20 protein-coding genes are annotated in these 19803 nt (G+C 73.6%); 11 read left to right on the top strand and 9 right to left on the bottom strand.

Translation table 11 applies throughout. From position 1 onward, the window contains the following. The first annotated feature begins 4 nt into the window (after positions 1-4). From Sfr03f_RS22330 to Sfr03f_RS22320, 3 genes are all read left to right on the top strand, one after another. Entirely contained in the window at positions 5-544 is a 540-nt protein-coding gene (locus tag Sfr03f_RS22330; protein ID WP_108955766.1) for a hypothetical protein, read from the top strand. Continuing rightward, entirely contained in the window at positions 541-1266 is a 726-nt protein-coding gene (locus Sfr03f_RS22325) for a leucine-rich repeat domain-containing protein (protein WP_359293293.1), read from the top strand. Before Sfr03f_RS22330 ends, Sfr03f_RS22325 begins: the two co-directional genes overlap by 4 nt. Before the next feature lie 61 nt (positions 1267-1327). Then, a complete protein-coding gene (locus tag Sfr03f_RS22320; RefSeq protein ID WP_108955764.1) occupies positions 1328-2755 on the top strand; it encodes an MFS transporter in 1428 nt (475 codons plus the stop codon). Between the two features lie 128 nt (positions 2756-2883). Here the strand turns inward: Sfr03f_RS22320 and Sfr03f_RS22315 are convergent, their stop codons facing one another. Further along, the gene (locus Sfr03f_RS22315) at positions 2884-3234 is read right to left on the bottom strand and encodes a DUF8129 domain-containing protein (RefSeq protein ID WP_108956001.1); all 351 of its coding nucleotides are present in this window, start codon (positions 3232-3234) and stop codon (positions 2884-2886) included. Between the two features lie 51 nt (positions 3235-3285). After that, positions 3286-3651 (bottom strand): DUF6479 family protein, encoded by a 366-nt coding sequence (locus tag Sfr03f_RS22310; protein WP_108956000.1) that lies wholly within the window; start codon positions 3649-3651, stop codon positions 3286-3288. Between the two features lie 219 nt (positions 3652-3870). Here Sfr03f_RS22310 and Sfr03f_RS22305 point away from each other — a divergent pair, with 219 nt between their 5' ends. From Sfr03f_RS22305 to Sfr03f_RS22280, 6 genes are all read left to right on the top strand, one after another. Then, the gene (locus Sfr03f_RS22305) at positions 3871-4245 is read left to right on the top strand and encodes a four-helix bundle copper-binding protein (RefSeq protein ID WP_108955763.1); all 375 of its coding nucleotides are present in this window, start codon (positions 3871-3873) and stop codon (positions 4243-4245) included. Between the two features lie 47 nt (positions 4246-4292). Beyond that, on the top strand, positions 4293-4484 hold the full coding sequence (locus Sfr03f_RS22300) for a DUF2795 domain-containing protein (RefSeq protein WP_108955762.1): 192 nt from the start codon (positions 4293-4295) through the stop codon (positions 4482-4484). A 148-nt stretch (positions 4485-4632) separates the two neighbouring features. Continuing rightward, positions 4633-6153: an acyl-CoA synthetase gene (locus Sfr03f_RS22295; protein WP_108955761.1), complete on the top strand. Its 1521-nt coding sequence runs from the start codon at positions 4633-4635 to the stop codon at positions 6151-6153. Between the two features lie 109 nt (positions 6154-6262). Continuing rightward, positions 6263-6505, top strand: coding sequence for a DUF397 domain-containing protein (locus Sfr03f_RS22290; protein ID WP_108955760.1), 243 nt, complete (start codon positions 6263-6265; stop codon positions 6503-6505). Between the two features lie 159 nt (positions 6506-6664). Beyond that, positions 6665-7597, top strand: coding sequence for a universal stress protein (locus Sfr03f_RS22285; protein ID WP_108955759.1), 933 nt, complete (start codon positions 6665-6667; stop codon positions 7595-7597). 45 nt (positions 7598-7642) lie between these two features. Next, positions 7643-8140 (top strand): hypothetical protein, encoded by a 498-nt coding sequence (locus tag Sfr03f_RS22280; RefSeq protein ID WP_108955758.1) that lies wholly within the window; start codon positions 7643-7645, stop codon positions 8138-8140. Between the two features lie 134 nt (positions 8141-8274). On the opposite strand, the gene Sfr03f_RS22275 is transcribed toward Sfr03f_RS22280, so the two are convergent. Beyond that, positions 8275-10263, bottom strand: coding sequence for an N-acetylmuramoyl-L-alanine amidase (locus Sfr03f_RS22275; protein WP_108955757.1), 1989 nt, complete (start codon positions 10261-10263; stop codon positions 8275-8277). 269 nt (positions 10264-10532) lie between these two features. Then, the gene (locus Sfr03f_RS22270) at positions 10533-11657 is read right to left on the bottom strand and encodes an aminoglycoside phosphotransferase family protein (RefSeq protein ID WP_108955756.1); all 1125 of its coding nucleotides are present in this window, start codon (positions 11655-11657) and stop codon (positions 10533-10535) included. Between the two features lie 233 nt (positions 11658-11890). Here Sfr03f_RS22270 and Sfr03f_RS22265 point away from each other — a divergent pair, with 233 nt between their 5' ends. Then, positions 11891-13381, top strand: coding sequence for a DNA-binding protein NsdB (locus tag Sfr03f_RS22265; RefSeq protein ID WP_108955755.1), 1491 nt, complete (start codon positions 11891-11893; stop codon positions 13379-13381). 196 nt (positions 13382-13577) lie between these two features. Here Sfr03f_RS22265 and Sfr03f_RS22260 read toward each other — a convergent pair whose 3' ends face one another. The 5 genes from Sfr03f_RS22260 to Sfr03f_RS22240 form a co-directional block, all read right to left on the bottom strand. Then, positions 13578-14984, bottom strand: coding sequence for a PP2C family protein-serine/threonine phosphatase (locus Sfr03f_RS22260; RefSeq protein ID WP_108955754.1), 1407 nt, complete (start codon positions 14982-14984; stop codon positions 13578-13580). Positions 14985-15210: 226 nt separating this feature from the next. Further along, a complete protein-coding gene (locus Sfr03f_RS22255) occupies positions 15211-16869 on the bottom strand; it encodes an alpha/beta hydrolase (RefSeq protein ID WP_108955753.1) in 1659 nt (552 codons plus the stop codon). A 178-nt stretch (positions 16870-17047) separates the two neighbouring features. Then, positions 17048-17341, bottom strand: a complete 294-nt coding sequence (locus Sfr03f_RS22250) for a GlsB/YeaQ/YmgE family stress response membrane protein (protein WP_108955752.1) — start codon at positions 17339-17341, stop codon at positions 17048-17050. 187 nt (positions 17342-17528) lie between these two features. Beyond that, entirely contained in the window at positions 17529-17981 is a 453-nt protein-coding gene (locus tag Sfr03f_RS22245) for an SPW repeat protein (protein WP_108955751.1), read from the bottom strand. 161 nt (positions 17982-18142) lie between these two features. Beyond that, a complete protein-coding gene (locus Sfr03f_RS22240) occupies positions 18143-18652 on the bottom strand; it encodes a mycothiol transferase (RefSeq protein ID WP_108955750.1) in 510 nt (169 codons plus the stop codon). A gap of 109 nt (positions 18653-18761) precedes the next feature. Between Sfr03f_RS22240 and mgrA the strand changes: the two genes are divergently transcribed. After that, a complete protein-coding gene (gene mgrA, locus Sfr03f_RS22235; RefSeq protein ID WP_108955749.1) occupies positions 18762-19760 on the top strand; it encodes an L-glyceraldehyde 3-phosphate reductase in 999 nt (332 codons plus the stop codon). The last annotated feature ends 43 nt before the right edge of the window (positions 19761-19803 follow it).

Genomic DNA, 19803 nt, shown 5'->3' with positions numbered 1-19803 from the left:
CGACATGCCGTACCGGATGCGAGGCCGAGGACCCGCCCTGCTGGCCGCCACCTGCCTGCTGCTCGCCGCCTGCGGGTCGGTGGAGGCGTCCCAGCCGGACGGGCCGCCCCCCTCGCCCGGACGGACGCAGCCGTCTGCGGAAGAACCGCGGGAACCGGGGGAGCAGGGGGAGCAGGGCGGTGACGGGGCAACGCCCAGCGAGCGGCCCGAGACCGTCCGCCTCACCGTCACCGGCGGGATCGCCGGCGTCCGCCGCTCCATCCTGGCCTCCACCGACGGCACGGTGGAGATCAGCGACCGCAGGGACGGCGTCCGGGAGGCCGACCCGCTCTCCGGCGCGGACCGCGACCGGCTCCGGACCCTGCTGGAGAAGGTCGACTTCGCGGCGCTCCCGCCCCGCAGCGTCGACGAGGGCGCCCGCGACATGTTCGTCTACACCCTGGAGCACGACGGCCGCGCCGTCGTCACCGACCGCAGCGTTCCCCTCGGCGAGGCCGACGACCTGATCGGCCAGCTGGAACGCTTCCTCGAGGAGCGGCTCTGAGCACGCTGAACCTGTGGCGCCGGCGCCTCGGCGCCGTACCGGAGTCCGTCTGGGACCGGCGCGACCTGCGCGTGCTGATCCTCGCCGACAACGACCTCACCGACGTGTCACCCGCGATCGGCGGACTCGGCCGGCTCACCACGCTCGACCTCGGCCACAACGCGCTCACCGAAGTGCCGGCGGAGCTGGGGGAGTTGACCGGGCTCACCGGCTGCCTCTACCTCCACGACAACCGCCTGACCCGCCTGCCCGACGCGTTGGGCCGGCTGACCGCGCTGCGGCTCCTCAACGTCGGCGACAACCGCCTGACCGAGCTGCCCGACTCGCTCACCCGCATGGCCGCACTGGTCGAACTGCGCAGCCAACACAACGAGTTGACGGCGCTCCCGGAGCGTATCGGCGACCTCGCGAACCTCCGGGAACTGTGGCTCAAGGGCAACCGCCTCACCGAACTCCCCGCCTCCCTCTCCCGGCTGCGGGAGCTGCGGCACCTCGAGCTGCGCGACAACCTGCTCCCCGAGGTCCCCGCGCCGCTCGCCGGCCTGCCCCTGCTGCGCACCCTCGACCTGCGGGGCAACCGGATCGGCAGCCTGCCCCCGTGGCTGCCGGAACTCCCCTCCCTGGAGAAGCTCGACCTGCGGTGGAACGACCTCGCCGTGGACCCCGGTGAGGACCCGGTGGCCGTCGCCCTGGAACGGCGCGGCTGCGTCGTCGTGGCGTGATCGCGTCACCCGGCCGACACAGGGTTGACTTCCCTCGCACCCGTGGCGTGAAGCTGTCCCGGTGACCGCACCTGGAACCGGCCGGGCCAGGCTGCCCGAACCGCCCCCGGCCTACCGCCCCCTGTTCGCGCACCGGCCCTTCAGGCGGCTGCTGTCCGCCTTCGTCGCGTCCGACTTCGGTGACGGGATGGCCGTGGTGACCGTGCCGTGGCTCGCCGTCCTGCTGGCGCCGGACGGCAACCGCGGGCTCTACGTCGGGACCGCGGTGGCCGCCTACGCGCTGCCGGGAGCCGTCGGCGCGCTGGTGCTCGGGCGGTGGATGCGCGGCTTCCCCGCCCGGCGGCTGCTGTTCGCCGACGCCGCGCTGCGGGCGGTGATGCTCGCCTGCGTGCCGCTGGCCTGGATCCTCGGCGTGCTCACCCCCTGGCTGTACGTGGTGCTGCTGGCGGCCTCCTCCCTGCTGCACGCCTGGGGCAGCGCGGGCAAGTACGCCCTGCTCGCCTCCCTCCTGGCGCCCGAACGGCGGCTCGCCGCCAACGCCCTGGTCAGCTCCAGCGCCTCGGCCGCCATGGTCTTCGGGCCCGCACTGGCCGGTGTGCTGATCACCGTGCTGAGCCCCGCCTGGATCATCGGCATCGACGCGCTGACCTTCGCCGTCCTCGCGGTGGGCGCGGTCAGGGTCCGTCCCGACGCCGCTGCCGCCGGGCAACCGGGTGGGGCCGGGCGGCCGGGTGGGGCGGAGGAGCCGGGCGGGGCGGAGAAACGGGGCGGGGCGGAGAGACCGGCTGGCGCGGGGAAGCCGGGCGGGGCGGAACAACCCGGTGGGACGGACGCCGCCGACCCGACGGGCGGTCCCGGCGGGAAACCCTTCGCCGTCCTCGGCCTCTTCCGGCAACGGCCCGAACTGCTGGGCATCCTGGCGCTCACCTGGTCCTTCTTCTTCCTCTACGGCCCGGTCGAGGTGGCGCTCCCGCTGCACGTCACCGAGGACCTGCACCAAGGCCCGCACCTGCTCGGCCTGTACTGGACGCTCTTCAGCGCCGGAGCGGTGCTCGGCGGGCTCGCCGCCGGAATGCTGCGGAGGCTGCCGCTGTGGCCCACGGCGCTCGGGATCGTGGCCGGCTGGGGAGCCGTCCTCCTGCCGTTCGGCTTCGGGGCGCCGCCCGCCGTCACCGTCACCTGCTTCGCCCTCGGCGGCCTGATCTACGGCCCGTTCACCGCGCTGTCCTTCACCCTCTTCCAGGACCGCACCCCCGAGGCGTGGCTGACCACCGTGCTCGCGGTGCGGGGCGCCGCCCTGCTGGCGTCCTCCCCGACGGGCGCCGCGCTCGGCGGGCCCCTCACCGCCGCCCTCGGGCCCCGCACCGTGCTCGCCGCCTCGGGGGCGGCCACCCTCGCCCTGGTGGCCGTCGCCCTCGTCGTCCGCCCGAAGGTCCGTGACGGCGGCCGGGAACCCGGCCAGGACCTGGGCGCCGCCGAGGCCGCCTGACGCGACGCCCCACCCGGCCCCGGGAGCACGCCCCGACCCGCCCCGGTCCGTCCCCGGCAGCCCGTGACATGCCGAAGGGCCCCGGACCGGTGGGTCCGGGGCCCTTCACGTGAGGGAGCACGACGGGATCAGAAGCGGTCGCCCTTCGGCTTGCCGCGCTGGTCGGGAGTGCCGTGCGGCGGCGGGTTGTACGGCTCGGCCGAGGTCCGCGGTGACACCGGCGAGCCGCCCGGCGTTCCGCCGGCCTCCGGGCGGAGCCCGGACGGGTCGCCCCCGGTCGGCTGGGCACCGTTGCGGAGCTGATCCAGACGGGCGGAGAGCACCTGGGTGGCGGGCACCCGCCGGCCGTGCTCCTTCTCGTGGGTCAGCAGCTCCTCCACCTGCTCCGACGTCAGCGAGCGGATCCGGCTCTCCAGCGAGCCGAGGGGAAGCTGGTCGTAGTCGGACAGCGGCAGGCCGTCGCGGCCGGAACGGTCCATGGTCACTCACTCACTTCCTGCGTGAAGGTGCGGCAGGACATCGGCCCCGCGTCAGCGGTGGCCGCCGCCCCCGCTGCCGAAGCCTCCGCTGCTGCCCTCGTTCCAACGGGGACGCGGCGGCTCCTCCTCGGAGGGGACGGTTCCCTGCGGGTCGAGCTGGTACGGCGTGAGCCGGTCGTGGTCCGTGCGCGGGACGTCGTCGGCGTCCCTGGTCGAACGGTGCTCGCGCACCGGACCGCCCGGCGGCATCTTGGGCTGCTCCTCCGGCGTCGGCCTGCGCGGCTCACGCTGACGGACCCGCCAGCCGAACACGACCGCGCCGATCAGCGCCGCGGCCACGATCGCGCCGAGGATGAACGGAGCGAGGCCGCCGATCTGTCCCTCTTCCAGAGCGAAATCCACCCATTCATAGCTCATGGTCACTATCTACCCTCAATCGGTTGGTACGAACCGATACGCGGCGCGCCTGCTGCCGGTGTGTCGGTCGGAGGGGCGCTCCGAGGCGGACGGCGGTTCCTCACCGCAGGGCCACCGGATCGCCCCTTCCCTCCGCCGGACTCCCTCCGTCGGATCTCCTGGACGCCGGGTGCCCGGGGCCAGGCGTTTGACACCGCGGGCCGGGGCAACTCGGGCCACGTGACGAGCGCATCCCAGGACGAGCTGTACCGGTTCCTGGAGGACCGGTTCGCCTGCGCGCAGGCCTGCACCGAGTGTGCGAGGGCCTGCGCCCTGCGCGCGGGATTCATGGATCCGGACGGCACCGAGGCGCAGGACCGCGCCCGGCGCAAGGGCATCATGTGCGCCGAGGTGTGCGACGCGACCTGCCGGGTGCTGTCCGAGCAGACCGGACTGGACGAGGCCGGGCTGCGGATGCAGGTGGAGTGGTGCCGCACCGTGTGCCTGGAGTGCGCCGAGGTCTTCGACGCCTGCCCCGGGGCGGAGGAGGCGGCCAAGGCATGCCGCCTGTGCGCCGAGGCCTGCACGGAGTTCCTCGCCACGCTCGCCGCCTAGCGCGGGCCCGAGACACCCGGACAGGACCACCTTCCAGGAGGCACACCATGGCCGACACGAACCCGATCGAGCTGCAGAAGGCCCTCAACGGCGTGAACTACCCGACGGACAAGAAGTCCCTCGTCGACCGTGCCCGGAGCAACCACGCCGACGGCTCCCTGGTCGAGAAGCTCGAAAACCTCCGCCAGGACAACTTCGACGGCCCCAACGAGGTGCAGAAGGCGGTGTTCAAGGGCTGATCCTCCCGACGGTGCGAGGGCCGGAGCCCCGGCCCGTGGCCCGTCGGCACGGCCCCCCGCTCCCCGGGCGGCGCCGGAGCCGGCGGGCTTTTTCGCGCGCCCACCGGCCTCTTGACCTGCGCCGCAGCCCGCACGCAGGATCGGCGCCATGAGCCGAACCACCGCCGGCAGCGGCAACGCCAGCACCGTCGACGCCGTCCTGCGCCGCAGCGCGCGCCGCACCCCGGACCGGACCGCGGTCGACTACGCGGACCGGTCGTGGACCTACGCCGAACTCGACGACGCGGTCTCCCGCGCGGCCGCCGTCCTGCGCTCGCACGGGCTGAGCCCCGGGGACCGCGTCGCCTCCTACGGCCACAACTCCGACGCCTACCTGATCGGTTACCTCGCCTGCGCCCGCGCCGGCCTGGTCCACGTGCCGGTCAACCAGAACCTCACCGGCGACGACCTGGCGTACCTGCTCGGCCAGTCGGGCAGCGGCCTCGTCCTCGTCGACCCGGCGCTCGCCGGCCGCCTCCCGGAGGGCGTGCCGGTCCTGGCCCTGCGCGACGCCGGGGACTCGCTGCTCGACCGCCTCGCGTCCACCGCCCCCTACGACGGTCCCGCTCCGGACGCCGAGGACCTGGTCCAGCTCCTCTACACCTCGGGCACCACCGCCCTGCCCAAGGGCGCGATGATGACGCACCGCGCCCTGGTCCACGAGTACGTGAGCGCCGTCACCGCGCTCGGCCTGAGCGCCGAGGACCGGCCCGTGCACGCGCTGCCGCTCTACCACTCGGCGCAGATGCACGTCTTCCTGCTGCCCTACCTCGCCGTGGGCGCCCGCAACACCATCCTCGACGCTCCCGACGGCGACCGCCTCTTCGACCTGATCGAAGCCGGGCGCGCCGACAGCGTGTTCGCCCCGCCCACGGTGTGGATCGCCCTCGCCAACCGTCCCGACTTCGCGACCCGCGACCTCGGTGCGCTGCGCAAGGGCTTCTACGGGGCCTCCGTCATGCCCGTGCCGGTCCTCGAGCGGCTGCGCGAACGCCTCCCCGGCCTCGCCTTCCACAACTGCTTCGGCCAGAGCGAGATCGGCCCCCTCGCCATGGTGCTCGGACCCGACGAGCACGAGGGCCGGATGGACTCCTGCGGCCGCCCCGTCCTGTTCGTCGAGGCCCGCGTCGTCGACGAGAACGGCAAGGACGTCCCCGACGGCACCCCCGGCGAGATCGTCTACCGCTCCCCGCAACTGTGCGAGGGCTACTGGGACAAGCCCGAGGCGACCGAGGAGGCCTTCCGCGACGGCTGGTTCCACTCCGGCGACCTGGCCGTGCGCGACGCGGACGGCTACCACACCATCGTCGACCGGGTGAAGGACGTGATCAACTCCGGTGGGGTGCTGGTGGCTTCCCGGCAGGTGGAGGACGCCCTCTACACGCACCCCGAGGTCGCCGAGGTGGCCGTCGTCGGCCTGCCCGACGCACGCTGGATCGAGGCCGTCACCGCCTTCGTGGTGCGCCGGGGAGAGGTCACCGAGGAGGAACTGGTGGCCCACGCCAAGGAGCGGCTGGCCTCCTTCAAGGCGCCCAAGCGCGTCGTCCTCGTCGACGAACTGCCGCGCAACGCCAGCGGCAAGATCCTCAAGCGCGAGCTGCGCGACCGGCACGGCGCGGCCGGCGCCTGACCCGCACCCGTGCCCCGGCCCCGTGCCGCGCCCGCCGCGGCACGGGGCCTGTCGGTGACCCCGACCGGTCGGTAGGCTGACCGCCGACCCCAACGGGAGGAGCACGGACGTGGCCGACAGCACCACCCAGCAGCGGCGCACCGGATGGGACAAGCCGGACCACCTCGACCTCAGCCAGGCCCAGTGGCGTTCCAGCAGCCGTGGACTCGGAGACGTCCAGATCGCCTTCGTCGAGGGATTCATCGCGATGCGCAACAGCCGCCGGCCCGAAAGCCCGTCCCTGATCTTCACTCCCGACGAGTGGGGTGTCTTCGTCTCGGACGCCCGCGAAGGCGAGTTCGACCTCACCTGAGGGCCGGCCCGGCAGACACGGATCCCGCCCCCCGAGGACCGCACGAGGGTTTCCGCCGCGAATTGCGGACACTCGGCCACCGGTTCCCGCACCGGCCCCGCCGCTGGGCGAGGCTGGGCGGGGACAGTGGAATGCCGAACTCCGGAGGTGAGGGACCACATGACCCTGCCGGTCATCGCGGCGGTCGACGGATCGGAAGACAGCCTGCGGGCCCTTGACTGGGCGGTGCTGACCGCGCTGATGCGGGGCGTGCCCCTGCGGGTGCTGCACGTGCGCCAGTACCCGGCCTGGGCGCCCCCCGAGTTCATCGCCGTGGACACCGCCGAGGACCCCGTCCTGGACCAGGTGCGCGCCCGGATCGAACGGCGCGAGGGCGGTCGGCCCGACGTCGAGTACCTGAGCCGGGTCGGCAGCCCCGGAAGCGTCCTGGCCGAGGTCAGCACCGAGGGCTCCCTGCTGGTCGTCGGCTCCCGGGGCCGCGGCGGCTTCGCCAGCCTGCTGCTCGGCTCCACCGGCATCGCCGCCGCCCGCGACGCCCACTGCCCGGTGGTGGTCGTCCCCCGGCCCGGACGCCAGGTCCCGCAGGACCTCGCCGACGCCTCCGTCGGACCCCGGGTCGTCGTCGGCCTCGGCGTCGACCACGCCGGCGACGCCGCGCTGGAGTTCGCCTTCGCGGAGGCCGAACTGCGCCGGGTGCGTCTCCAGGCCGTCGCCGTCTACCCCTGGCCCCCGCAGATGTGGGCGGTGCCCGGCGAGTTCTCGCTGCCGGTGATCGAGGAGGCCGGCGTCGCCGCCGAGACCCGGGAGCTCGCCGAGGAACGGCTCGCCCCGCTCCGCGAGCGGCACCCCCGGGTCGAGGTCGACCTCGCGGTGGACGGCGGGGACGCGGCCGGCCGGCTGGTCGCCCATTCCCAGGACGCCGAGCTGGTGGTGGTCGGCCGCCACCAGCGGCGGCTCCTGGTCCCGACCCGGATGGTCGGCTCGGTCACCCAGGCGGTCCTGCTGCACGCCGCCGCCCCGGTGGCCGTGGTGGTCCCGCACCCGCAGGGAGAAACGGCCCACCCCGGGGACGAGGCCACCGGCCGGCAGTGAACTCCCGCACACCGTGAAGCCCGGCGGGCCACGTACCATTGCGGCATGTCGTTCCTCCGCCGCCGCAGCGCCACACCCGCCGGGCCCGACTTCGACGTACTGGCCATGGACCCGGGCGACTGGCCCGGCAACCTCGGCGCCGGTCTGCTGCCCGCGCCCGACGGCAGCTGCCAGGGCGTCTTCCTCCGCTACGACCTGTTCGGCAACCGTGGACCCGCGATGATCATCGGGAACCTGCCCGAGGGCTCGCCCGCCCGTGACGTCGCCGAGGACGAGGTGCCGTTCGAGGTGGCGCAGCTGCTGCTGGCCCTGGAGAACGACGAGGAGGTCACCGTCGTCGGCTCCGAGGACGTCCCGGTGCTCCAGGGCGACAACCTGCTCGTGGTCCGCCGCCTCAAGCTCTCCGAGAGCAGGATCTCCTGCGTGCAGTTCGACCGCAGCGACAACGTCCTGGTCACCATCGCCTCCTGGGACCGCCCGATCACCGAGGACCTCTACGCGCTCCTCAAGCCGCTGCCCGCCGAGCTCTTCCGCCAGGGCTGAGCGCACCGGGCCCACGCGGCCGGCGCGGGACGACCGGCGCACGAAGGGGCCGGACCACCTCGGTGGTCCGGCCCCTTCGGCGTCCCGCCCCCGGCGGGCGCGCCGCTCACGGCGCGAGGGTCACGGCAGACGCGTCACCGCGCGACGACGTCCACGTCGGAGACCTTCACGAAGGCCACCCGGTGCCCCAGCTGGATCTGGTAGTAGTCGTCCTGGCCCCTCACCACGGTGCCCCGGCCGCCGTACGTGGTGTTCCAGAAGTACTCCGGGTGGAAGCGGTCGCCCGCCACGTACCGCTGGCCGGCCGCGAAGACGTAGGGCAGCGGAGCCAGCGACTGCACCGGCACCCCCGCCGGGTAGGCCGACGCCTCCGGGTACGCGCGCCCGTACACCGGCACCGACTCGCGCCCGTCCTTCGGGGTCACCACCAGGCCCTTCGTCGGGATCGCCGTCGGCTGCCCGGCGGGGTTGCGGAACCAGGCCTTCTGCCCCAGGTACCAGATCGCCGTCCAGTCGCCGGCCCGCTCCGCCACCACGTACTGCTGACCGGTCGAGGCGCGGGCGCCGACGTCGTTCACCCCGATCGTGGTCCGGCCCTCGTTCTTCGGGTACAGGCCGACGTCCTTCACCAGCGGGGCGTCCTCGGACGGGGCCGAGTACAGCCGCACCTCGCTGGAGCCGTGCGGCGCGCACGCCTCCCCGGCGCGCTCGCAGCCGGTGTAGACCGGCTGGTTCGACGCGTAGTCGGGCCGGATCGTCACCACGTCGCCGTGCGGGTTCGCGTTCCGGTGGAAGGGCGCGCCCATCAGCCGGAAGTAGTGCGCCCAGTCCCAGTACGGGCCGGGGTCGGTGTGCATGCCGGGGATGTTGCCGGGCGTCACCCCGGGGATCGCGTCGTGGCTCAGGATGTGCTGGCGGTCCAGCGGCACGCCGTGCTGCTTCGCCAGGTACTTCACCAGGCGCGCGGAGGAACGGTACAGCGACTCCGTGAACCAGGCGTCCGGCTGGGCCAGGAACGCCTCCTGCTCCACACCGATCGAGTGCGCGTTCACGTACCAGTTGCCGGCGTGCCAGCCGACGTCGCGGGCCTTCACGTGCTGGGCGACATGACCGTCGTCGGAGCGGATCGAGTAGTGCCACGCCAGGTAGTCCGGGCGCTGCACCAGCATCAGCGTGGTGTCCCAGGTCGCCTCGGTGGAGTGGACCACGATGTAGTCGATCGACTGGTCCTCGGGACGGTTCGCCAGGTCGTGGTTGCCGTAGTCGCCCGGGTCGTCGCCGCCGAGGTGCTGGTACGGAGCCGGGATCCACTCGCAGGCCAGCGTCGCGGGGCACTCCGTCCCGTCCTGGTCCAGCTTCCGCAGCCCGGCCCGCTCCAGCTGCGCCGGGTCGGCCACCGCCCGCGGGTCGGCCGGCAGCACGATCCGCTCGCCGGTGTCGGTCACCCGCTCCTGGCCGGCCGAGATCACCGAGAACACGTCCTGGGCGAACATCGCGGCCGTCGCGCTGTCCCGCGCGCCGGAGTACCGGGCGACCGCGGCGTACCAGTCGGCCGGGTCCTCGCTGAAGGGCAGCCCCAGCTCCCGCTGGGTCCGGGCGAGCAGGGCCGCGCCCCCCTCCACGTTGGCGGCCGGGTCATCGCGCAGCTCGGCGGCCGGCAGCCCGGTGAGCTCGGCGGCCGTCGCCAGCGTGCGCAGGTGCCCGGGGAGCTCGGACGGCTCGGGCACCGGGGCGCCCTCGGCCTCGGGAACCACCAGCGGACGCGCCTCGTCACCGCGCGGGTCCTCCGCGCCGTCGCTGTGGTGCGGCGCCTCGGCCAGGGCGCCGGACAGATCGGTGAGGTGCATCGGGCCGTAACCGCCGGAGACGCTGGGCAGCCCGGCGTGCGCGTCCCAGCGGGACTCCAGGTAGGAGACGCCCAGCAGCACGCTCCGGGGCACCTCGTACTCGGCGGCGGCCCGGGCGAACGCGTCGCTCAACGGCCCCTGAGCGGCCTGGGCGCCGGGGGCGGCCCCCAGCAGAGGTAGCAGCAGGGCGGCCGCGGCGACGGCCTGGGCCGTGCGCCGGCGCGACGGGCGCCCGGCCTCCGGCGGGGGAGTGGGGGCGGTGGCGGATCCTCGCAATGCGTCCTCCCGGGGACTGCTGTACGCGTACGGGGTGAGCGGGGCGGATGTGCGTCAGGGATATCGGTATCGCGACGCCCCGTCAATGACGTGCGCATGCAACAAAGGTGTGTCGGGTGGTCCGCACGCACCCCGCACGCACCCGCGCAAGGCACCGGCGGCACGGAGGAAACGCCGGCGACACGGAGGAAACGCCTCGGGGCCCGGCGAACCGGGCCCCGAGGCGTCACAGCGGCGCGCACACCGGCACAGTGGTGCGCGCACCGGCGTCAGCGGGTGCCCACCGCCGCCCGCACCGCCCGCCGCGCCATCTGGGCGTCGTCGTGCAGCCGCCGCAGCAGCAGCCGCTGCTCCTCCCCGGTGGGGATGGCTCCCGCCGGGGCCGCCACCGGAGCGGGCGCCAGGTCCTGCATCGTGCGCTGCACCGCCGTCTCGTAGGTACGGATCTCCCGGGTCAGGATCAGCATCAGGTTGACCAGGAAGGCGTCCCGGGCCGCCGGCCCCTGCTGCTGCGCCAGCTGGCTGATCTGGCGCCGCATGTCCGGTGCGTCTCCCAGCACCGTCCACAGCGTCGCCAGGTCGTAGCCCGGCAGGTACCAGCCGGCGTGCTCCCAGTCCACCAGCACCGGACCCGTCGGCGAGACGAGGATGTTGGAGAGCAGCGCGTCACCGTGACAGAACTGCCCCATCCCCTGCCTGCCCGACGCGTGCGCGATGCCGTGCAGCAGCTTCTGCAGGTCCCCCAGGTCGCGGTCGGTCAGCAGGCCGAGCGCGTGGTACCGGCTGATCCGCGCCGCGTAGTCCAGCGGCGCGGAGAAGGTGCCCGCCGGAGGCCGCCAGGCATTGAGCCGGCAGATCGCGCCGAGCACCGCCCGCACGTCGGCCCGCGGCGGCGTCTCCGCCGGGTGCCGGTGCAACGCGGCGGCCCGCCCCGGCATGCGCTCGATGACCAGCGTGCAGTTGTCCGGATCCGCCGCGATCAGCCTCGGCACCCGCACGGGGGGCCGGTGCCGCACGAAGGACCGGTATGCAGCTATCTCGTGCCTGATCCGCTCGGCCCAGGCCGGAGAGTCGTCCAGTAAAACCTTGGCGACCGCGTTGGTGCGTCCTGTCGTCCCGACCAGGAGGACGGAACGCCCTGTGCGCCTCAGCACCTGGACGGGGGCGAACTCGGGACAGATGCGGTGCACGGAGGCGACGGCCGTCCGCAGCTGCGCGCCCTGCGGGCCGGACAGGTCGAGCCGTCCGCTGAGCGTCCCGCCGCCCGGGGGCGGCATCCGCCGAAGCCTGGGGCCCGGGGGCTGCACCGGGCGGGCCGGGTCGAGAAAGGGGCCGGCGCCCGGGCGGGTCTGCGGCCGGAGCGGGGCGGACACGGAGGACGACACTGCGTACATGGGAGACGGTTCCCTTCGTGTGCCAAGGAAGAAGTACCGCACCATCCGCCCCGGCCCCGGGGGGCACCCTGGGGAGAGCCCCCGTGAGAACCGGGGCGGGATGGCGCACTTCTACTCCACCGCAACCAGGGGCATGGCTGACAACTGGCGACCCCTGGCGAACCCTGGCGAATAGTCGCTCGGCACTTTGGCCCGCGTTAATGTCAAGTCAGCCGAGAACCTGGGGGCTTGACGTGAGCGGACAACCCAACACCCGCCTTGCGGATGTGTTCGGCCTGGCCGGCTGGACCAAGGGCGAACTCGCGAGGCTGGTCAACCGGCAGGCGGCGGCCCTGGGCCACCCGCAGCTGGCGACCGACACCTCCCGGGTGAGGCGCTGGATCGACATGGGGGAGATTCCCCGTGATCCGGTGCCGCGGGTGCTGGCGGCTCTGTTCACCGAGCGTCTCGGCCGTGTCGTGACCATCGAGGATCTCGGACTGGTCCGGCAAGGGCGAACGGGGAAACGGCAGCGCGGCGAGGAGAATCCCGACGGTCTGCCGTGGGCGCCCGAGCGGACGGCTGCGGTCCTCACCGAATTCACGGGAATGGACCTCATGCTCAACCGACGCGGCTTGGTGGGCGCGGGCGTCGCGCTCACCGCAGGATCGGCGCTGCACAGCGCCATGCACCAGTGGCTGAACACGGACCCGGCCCTGACGGCCGAACAACCCGGCACCACCGCCGGCGAACTGCTGCGGGCGGACCCCGCGGGGTTCGACCGGTACGAGGCGGCCCCGGTGGGCTCCGAGGAGGTCGAGGAGCTCGAACGCTCCGTCGAGGTCTTCCGGGCCTGGGACGCCTCGCGCGGAGGCGGCCTCCAACGCAAGGCGGTGGTGGGCCAGTTGAACGAGGTGGGCGGCATGCTCTCCTACCACCACCCCGACCACCTGCAGCGCCGGCTGTGGGGCGTCGCCGCCAACCTGGCCGTCCTCGCGGGCTGGATGTCGCACGACGTGGGCCTGGAGCCCACCGCGCAGAAGTACTTCATCATCGCGGCCCACGCCGCGCGTGAGGGCGGTGACCGGCCGCGGGCCGGCGAGGCGCTCTCCCGGGCGGCCCGCCAGATGGTCCACCTGGGCCGTCCCGACGACGCCCTGGACCTGATGAAGCTGGCCAAGTCCGGCGCGGGGGAGGAGGTCCTGCCCCGCACCAGGGCGATGCTGCACACCATCGAGGCGTGGGCGCAGGCGTCCATGGGCAAGGGCCAGGCCATGCGCCGCACCCTGGGCCAGGCGGAGGACCTCTTCGTCTCCGACAAGGGGGACGTGGCCCCGCCCAGCTGGATGCAGATGTTCGACGAGGCCGACCTGCACGGCATGGAGGCCCTCGCCTACCGGACCCTCGCCGAACACGACCCCTCCGCGGCGACGTCGGCCCAGAACCACGCCAAGCAGGCGCTGGACCTCCGGGCGAACGGCCGGGAGCGCTCGAAGATCTTCGACTGGCTCTCCATGGCGTCGGCCTGCTTCATCGCCGACGATCCCGAGCAGGCGGACCGGTACGCGCGGCTGGCCCTGGTGTCGATGGGGAACAACTCCTCGCACCGCACCTGGGACCGGCTGCGGCAGATGTACCGCCTGACCGGCCAGTACGCGAGCTATCAGAAGATCGACGAACTGCGGGAGGAGATCCAGCTCGCCCTGCCCAAGTCCAAGCGGCCGGGGAGCGGAGCGGCGGTCTGAGGGGCGGGGGGACCACCCCGTCCGTGACAGTGGCTCCGCGGAGCGGCAGGCGTCCTGAGCGGACGGCATCCAGGGAGCGGCAGGAGCGGCGTACGCCGGATTTCGTGCGTCGGATCTCGTGGGCCGGGCAGGGCCTCGCCGTGCGCGGAGCGGGTCGTCGGCCTGTCCCCGAGTCCTTCAGGCCTGCACGAGTCCCTCAGTCCTGTACCCGGGCGACGAGGAAGCCTGCCGTGTCGTCACGGAGGTCGCCGTCGAACTCCTCGGCGAGTATCCGTACCGCGTCCTGCGCGGACGGTTCCCGCAGGAGGCTCTCCGCCAGCCCGGTCAGCCGGCGCTCGCCGTCCGCGGCGCCGAGCAGCCCCGCCGTGTGGAGGACCAGCAGGTCACCCGCCTCCAGCCGCTGCCGGGTTCCGGCCTGCCCGGCGGGGGAGCGGAGCACCCGCCCCGTCCCGTCCCGGAACAGCACCGGGGCGGGACCGCCGGCCCAGCTGAGTGTCCTCTCGGGCGCCCGGTAGCGGCAGCACAGGGCGGGACCGGAGAGCGACGGCGCGCCGGAAGAGGTCCGGGCGGTACTCAGCAGGTCGCCCAGCCAGGCGGTCAGCTGCCCGGGGGCCGCGCCGGCCATGGCCATGCCTCGCAGGCCGCCGATCAGCATCGCCGTGCCCGGGACCACCGTGGACGGCTCGCCCATGAGCGTGCCGAAACCGATGAGGGTCTCGCCGTCGGGAAGTTCGCAGGCGTCGTACCAGTCGCCGCCCGCGGGTGCGCCGGGTGAGGAGGGCGGCAGCCGGCGCGCCGCCAGCTCCAGCGAGCCGGGCCCGCCCTGTCGCGGGAGCCGCAGGGAGCCGTGCCACGGGGGGAGCAAGGCTTCCTGCGGCTCGACCACGAGCCCCTGCCCGGACCGGGCCGTCCGGGGGAGGCCGAGCGAGTCACGGGTCTCGCTCACCGCCCGCCGGTGACGGCGCAGTTCGCTGACGTCACGCAGCACCGCCCACATCGAGGCGGTGTTGCCGTCGGCGTCGAGCACGGGCTCGCCCTTCATGTGCACGGACCGCACCCTGCCGTCGCCCGGACGCGTGATCCGGAACTCGCCGTCGATCGGCCGGCCGTCGACCAGGCAGTCCGTCACCATGACGGTCAGCCGGGGCCGGTCCTCGTCGAGCACCAGCGAAGGCAGCTCGTCGAGGGTCAGGGCCTGGGCGGTGGGGTCCATGCCGAGGATCTCGTAGAACTCGGCGGACCAGCGGACCTCGTCGGTCAGCAGTTCCCACTCCGCGGTGCCGATCCGGCCGGGGGGCGAAGCCGCCCCGGCGTCGCCCGCGGCCGGCGAGGCGGGCAGCGCCTCGGGGGAACCGGCCGCGGGCGGAGGGCCCTCACGGAGTTGCGCCAGATGTTCGTCGAGGTCCTCCAGGTGGTGCAGCGCGAGGTCGTACACCGCGCGCTGCCACCGGTCCGCGGGATCCGTGCCGTCGGTCTCGACGTCGCGGCGGACCGCGTCCATGTCCGTCCTGAGCTGCCGCGTCCGCGTGATGAGCGCCTCCACCGGGCCGCCGCCGTGAGGCGAGCGGCCGGCTGAGTGATCCGCGGACAGATGGGACGGCATGACGCACTCCGGTGTCGAGGAGACGGTACGGCCGGGGCCGGTCGGTGAACCGGATACGACTCTTGCACAGCTCGCCACTGCCTGTAAGGGGAATGGCAACACTCGATGGAGTGGTGCTTCTGGCATATGCCAGAGTCTTTCCGGGACCTCCTGCCCCAGGAGAACGGGACCAACGCCTCTTGTGGCACGGGGAGTTGGCGATTAGTACTGGTGTGCTGGCGGAACGTCAGTCTCCCCTTTCGGGGTCCTCGGCGGGGCAGGAACCGCCCTTCAGTTCGCCATGGACCAGGAAATCCTCCACCGCCCGTTGTACGCAGCGTGACGATCCGTAGCCCGTGTGCCCCTCGCCCCGGTTGTCCAGGACCACCGCGGAGGAACCCAGCCGCCGTGCCGTCTCCACCGTCCAGCGGTAGGGCGTCGCGGGATCGCCCCGGGTGCCGACCAGCAGCATCCGGGGGGTCTTGAGGTCGCGGACCTTCTCGCGGACGAAGTCGGTTCCCGCCGGCCGTCCGTAGCACATCAGCGCCTCGGCCAGCCGGTAGCGGCCGAAGACCGGGGAGGCCTTCTCGTAGGACGCCCGCATCGCGTGCAGACCGGCCGCGATCCGCTGCGCGGACGGACGCTCGGGGGCGTCCGCGCAGTTGACGGCGAGCAGTGCGGCGGGCGGGTTGTCCGGCGGCACCGGCTGCTCGGGCCGAAGCGCCGCGTCGGGGCCGAACACGGGCGGGGCGAAGGCGCCCTGGGTGAAGCCCTGCAGGCCGCGCGGGTCGCCGTACTCCACCAGGTCGGACACCGCCCTCTCCAGCGGAGGCCACAGGGCGCGGCTGTACAGCGCCTGACCGAGGGCGGCCACCAGCTCCTGACCGCTGAAACGCAGGCCCCCGGCCGTGGGCACGGGGTGCGCGTCCAGGGTGTCGACCAGGCGTACCACCTGACGGGGAGCGACGCGGGGGTCGCGGCCGAAGGGGCAGGCGATGTCGCGCACGCACCAGGTGAGGAAGCGCTCCAGCGCGGCCTGCTGACCCGCCGCGCCGGCCCGGGCCTGCTCGACGGGCGGCTCGGTGAGCGTGTCGACGCCGTCCAGGACGAACCGGCCCACCCGGCGCGGGAACTGGGCGGCGTAGACCGCGCCGAGCCGGGTGCCGTAGGAGAAGCCGAGGTAGTTCAGCCGGCGGTCGCCGAGGGCGTGGCGGATGACGTCCATGTCCCGGGCCGCGTCCACGGTGCCCATGTGCTCCAGCACCGGTCCGGAACTCGCCGCGCAGGCCTCGGCGACCTCCCGCAGCCGGCGCAGGTAGGGGCGGGGGTCGCCCTCGGCGACCTGGTCGGGCGAGGCGCTCGCGCTCGGCCCGTCGTCCCGCGCGTCGTCCAGCGGGGAGCCGAGGGAGCCGAGGGAGCCGGACGCGCCCGAAGCGCCGGGGGAGCCGGAGTACGCGGCGTCGCCGCAGGTCACCGGGGAAGACCGGCCCACCCCACGGGGGTCGAAGGTGACCACGTCGTACTCCTCGGCCAGCGGCATGAAGTCCTTGCCCGCCATGGCCAGCCGGCCGACGCCCTCACCGCCGGGGCCGCCGAAGTTGAGGACCAGCGATCCGCGGGGACGGTCCGCGGTGGACCGGAAACGGGCCAGCGCCAGCCGGATCGTGCCGCGGTCCGGGCGGGCGTAGTCCAGTGGTACGGCGACGGCCGAGCACTGGAGGTCCAGCGGCGCCGCCTCCGAGTCGCAGGGGTGCCAGACGACGCGCTGGTCGTAGAAGCGCTTCAGGCGGCGTGGCGGATCCGCCCCGTCGGCCGTCGCGGTGGCGGGAGCGGCGGGCAGCGCCGCACAGAGCACGGCCAGCGCGGCCGCCTTGGCCGCGACGCGTATGGAACACGGTCCCTGCATGCGAGCCTCCTGGGGTGGACGGCCGCAGCCCACGATAGGCGCGCCGCGCGCCCCCCGCCCGTCCACGCGACCCGCCCGGGGGTGCGCGGACACGGCGCCCGAGGTGCGCGGACACGGCGAAGGGCGGGGAGGACCGTGTCCTCCCCGCCCTTCGCCGTGTCCCTCCGGCGTCCGCGCCTCAGTGGGTGGCGCGGCTGCGGGTGGCGCGGCTGCGGGTGGCGCGGCTGCGGTCCAGCGCCGCCACGCCCAGCGCGGCGAGGGCGATCTGGATCAGCCACTCGATCCAGTCGGGCCCGTTCGTGCTGCGCACCCCGAACGCTCCTGCGAGGGCGGAACCGATCAGCGCCGCCGCGATGCCGACCACGATCGTCCACAGCACTCCGATGTGCTGGCGCCCGGGCAGGGCGAGGCGGCCCAGCACGCCGATCACGATGCCGATGAGGATCGCGCTGATGATGCCCGAGATCTCCATCTCTTCCCCATCCCTTCGGGTTCGTCGTGCGGTCCTTGTGCCCCCGCGCCGGAGTTGCACGCCCCGCGCCCGACGTCGCACCGGCGGCCTGCCGCACACGTGGGCGGCGGGGCCCCGCCGGGGTGACCCGGCCGGACCCCGCCGCCTGGGCGGCAGGCCGCTCGGACGACGTCGTCGGACGACGTCGTCAGAACCTGGACGCCGCCTTGCGGGCTCCCTTCATGCCCATGAAGGCGCACGCGGCTCCCAGGCAGACGGCCAGGGCGCCGGTGCAGACGTTGGTGATGATCACGCCGGCGTCGGGGTTGGTCCCCACCACCCAGGGGGAGATGATCAGCCAGACGCCCAGACCGGCAGCTGCCCAGCCGAGCCCGCCCATCCGCGTGGGGTTCGCGGCCGCGCAGATCGCGAGGGCGAGGATCGCCGCGCCGACGATCACGTTGTGCGCCACCAGCGGCGGCTGACTACCGGTGAAGTGCAGGATCCACGGTGATGCCGCGCAGAACACGCCGACCAGTGCCAGCGGTGCGGCGAGCATCCCCAGATTCGGTCCCTGCTGGGAACGGGCGTACTGCTCCCTCATTTCGAGTACGTCGGGGTGACTCGAGATGTCACCACGCGGGTGCGAGACGTTGGCCATGACTCGTCTCCTTCGAGATCTCAGGCCTGCCCGCGACTGCGGACGGAAGGAATCGGCTGTGGGGCAGGTAGGCCCGCACCTGTTCCATTCTGCCCCGATTCACCCGTTATGTGTAATGCAGCACACAACCGCAGCTCACCGGCACGCCTCGCCGGCACGCCTCACAGGTGTCCGAGCAGTCCGCGCACGTACGCCGCCTGCCCCACGTGCTGCAGGTCGTCCGACAGGACGCTGACCAGCCGGACGCCCAGCGTCACCGGCGGATCCCACCGCTCGTCGACGATCCGCTCCAGTTCGGCGGCGGTCAGGCCCCGCAGGAAACCCAGCGTCTGCTCGTGGACCGCGTCGTAGTAGCCGGTCAGCAGGTCAGGGGAGTCCACCCGTACCGCCGCGACCCTGGACGCGTCGTGCCCGAAGCCGGTGTCCGTCACCGGCAGGTCCAGCCCGAACCGGCCGTGCCAGTCCCGCGCCGTCCACACCTGCTCCAGTCCGGCCGCGTCCGCCACGTGGTCGTCCTGGACCCGGGTCAGGTGCCACACCAGCCAGGCGACGGAGTTCGTCCCGGGCGCGGGGCGCGCGGCGAGCCGCTCGGCGTCCAGGTCCTGGACCGCGGCGTGGACCTCCTCGCGGATCCGGCCGTACCCCTCGATCAGAATGTCCTTTGCGTGCATGTCTCCAGCCTCCGCCCGAAGCGGTCGGGGCGCTCGGCGGTTGGACCGGGCGAGGTCCGGTGAGGAAGAGTGATCTCCGGCACCGACACGCACGACACCAGGAGTCACGTTGTACACAGCCCATCCCGGCCGCTACGAGCAGATGCCCTACCGGCGCACCGGGCGCAGCGGTCTGAAGCTGCCCGCGCTGTCGCTCGGTCTGTGGCACAACTTCGGGCCGGACCGCCCGGTCGAGACCCAGCGGGCCATCCTGCGCCGCGCCTTCGACCTGGGCGTCACCCACTTCGACCTGGCCAACAACTACGGCCCGCCGCCCGGCGCCGCCGAGTCGGCCTTCGGCGAGGCGCTCAAGGCGGACCTGCGCCCCTACCGCGACGAGATGGTGATCTCCACCAAGGCCGGCTACCTGATGTGGGACGGCCCCTACGGCGAGTGGGGCTCGCGCAAGTACCTGCTCTCCTCGCTGGACCAGAGCCTCGGCCGGATGGGCCTGGACTACGTCGACGTCTTCTACTCGCACCGCCCCGACCCGGACACCCCGCTCGAGGAGACCATGGGCGCGCTGCACTCCGCGGTGCAGCAGGGCAAGGCGCTGTACGTGGGCGTCTCCAACTACTCGCCGGAGCAGACCCGCGAGGCCGCCAGGATCCTCGAGGAGCTCGGGACGCCGCTGCTGATCCACCAGCCGCGCTACTCGATGCTCGACCGCCGCCCGGAGGAGAGCGGTCTCCTCGACACCCTGGACGAGCTCCGGGTCGGGTCGATCGTCTACTCCCCGCTGGAGCAGGGCCTGCTCACCTCGCGTTACCTCGACGGCATCCCCGAGGGGTCCCGCGCCGCGGGCGACAGCCCCTTCCTGACCGCCGACAAGGTGACCGGCGAGCTCGTCGGCCACCTGCGGACGCTCGACGAGATCGCCTCCGCCCGCGGCCAGTCCCTGGCCCAGATGGCGCTGGCGTGGGTGCTGCGCGGCGGCAGGGTCACCTCGGCCCTGGTCGGCGCCAGCAGCCCGCAGCAGCTCGAGGACTCGGTCGCCGCCATCGGCAACCTCGACTTCGACGACGAGGAGCTGGCCCGGATCGACGCGGTCGTCCGCGCCGCCGGCTGAGCCCGCGGCCGGACGGGGACCGCAGGCCGAGCCAGCGGCCCGT

Origin of the sequence: Streptomyces fragilis (genome assembly GCF_003112515.1) — a bacterium.
GTDB lineage: Bacteria > Actinomycetota > Actinomycetes > Streptomycetales > Streptomycetaceae > Streptomyces > Streptomyces fragilis.
The sequence above is the reverse complement of the archived record's forward strand: the minus strand, read 5'-3'. Positions and strand labels throughout refer to the sequence as shown.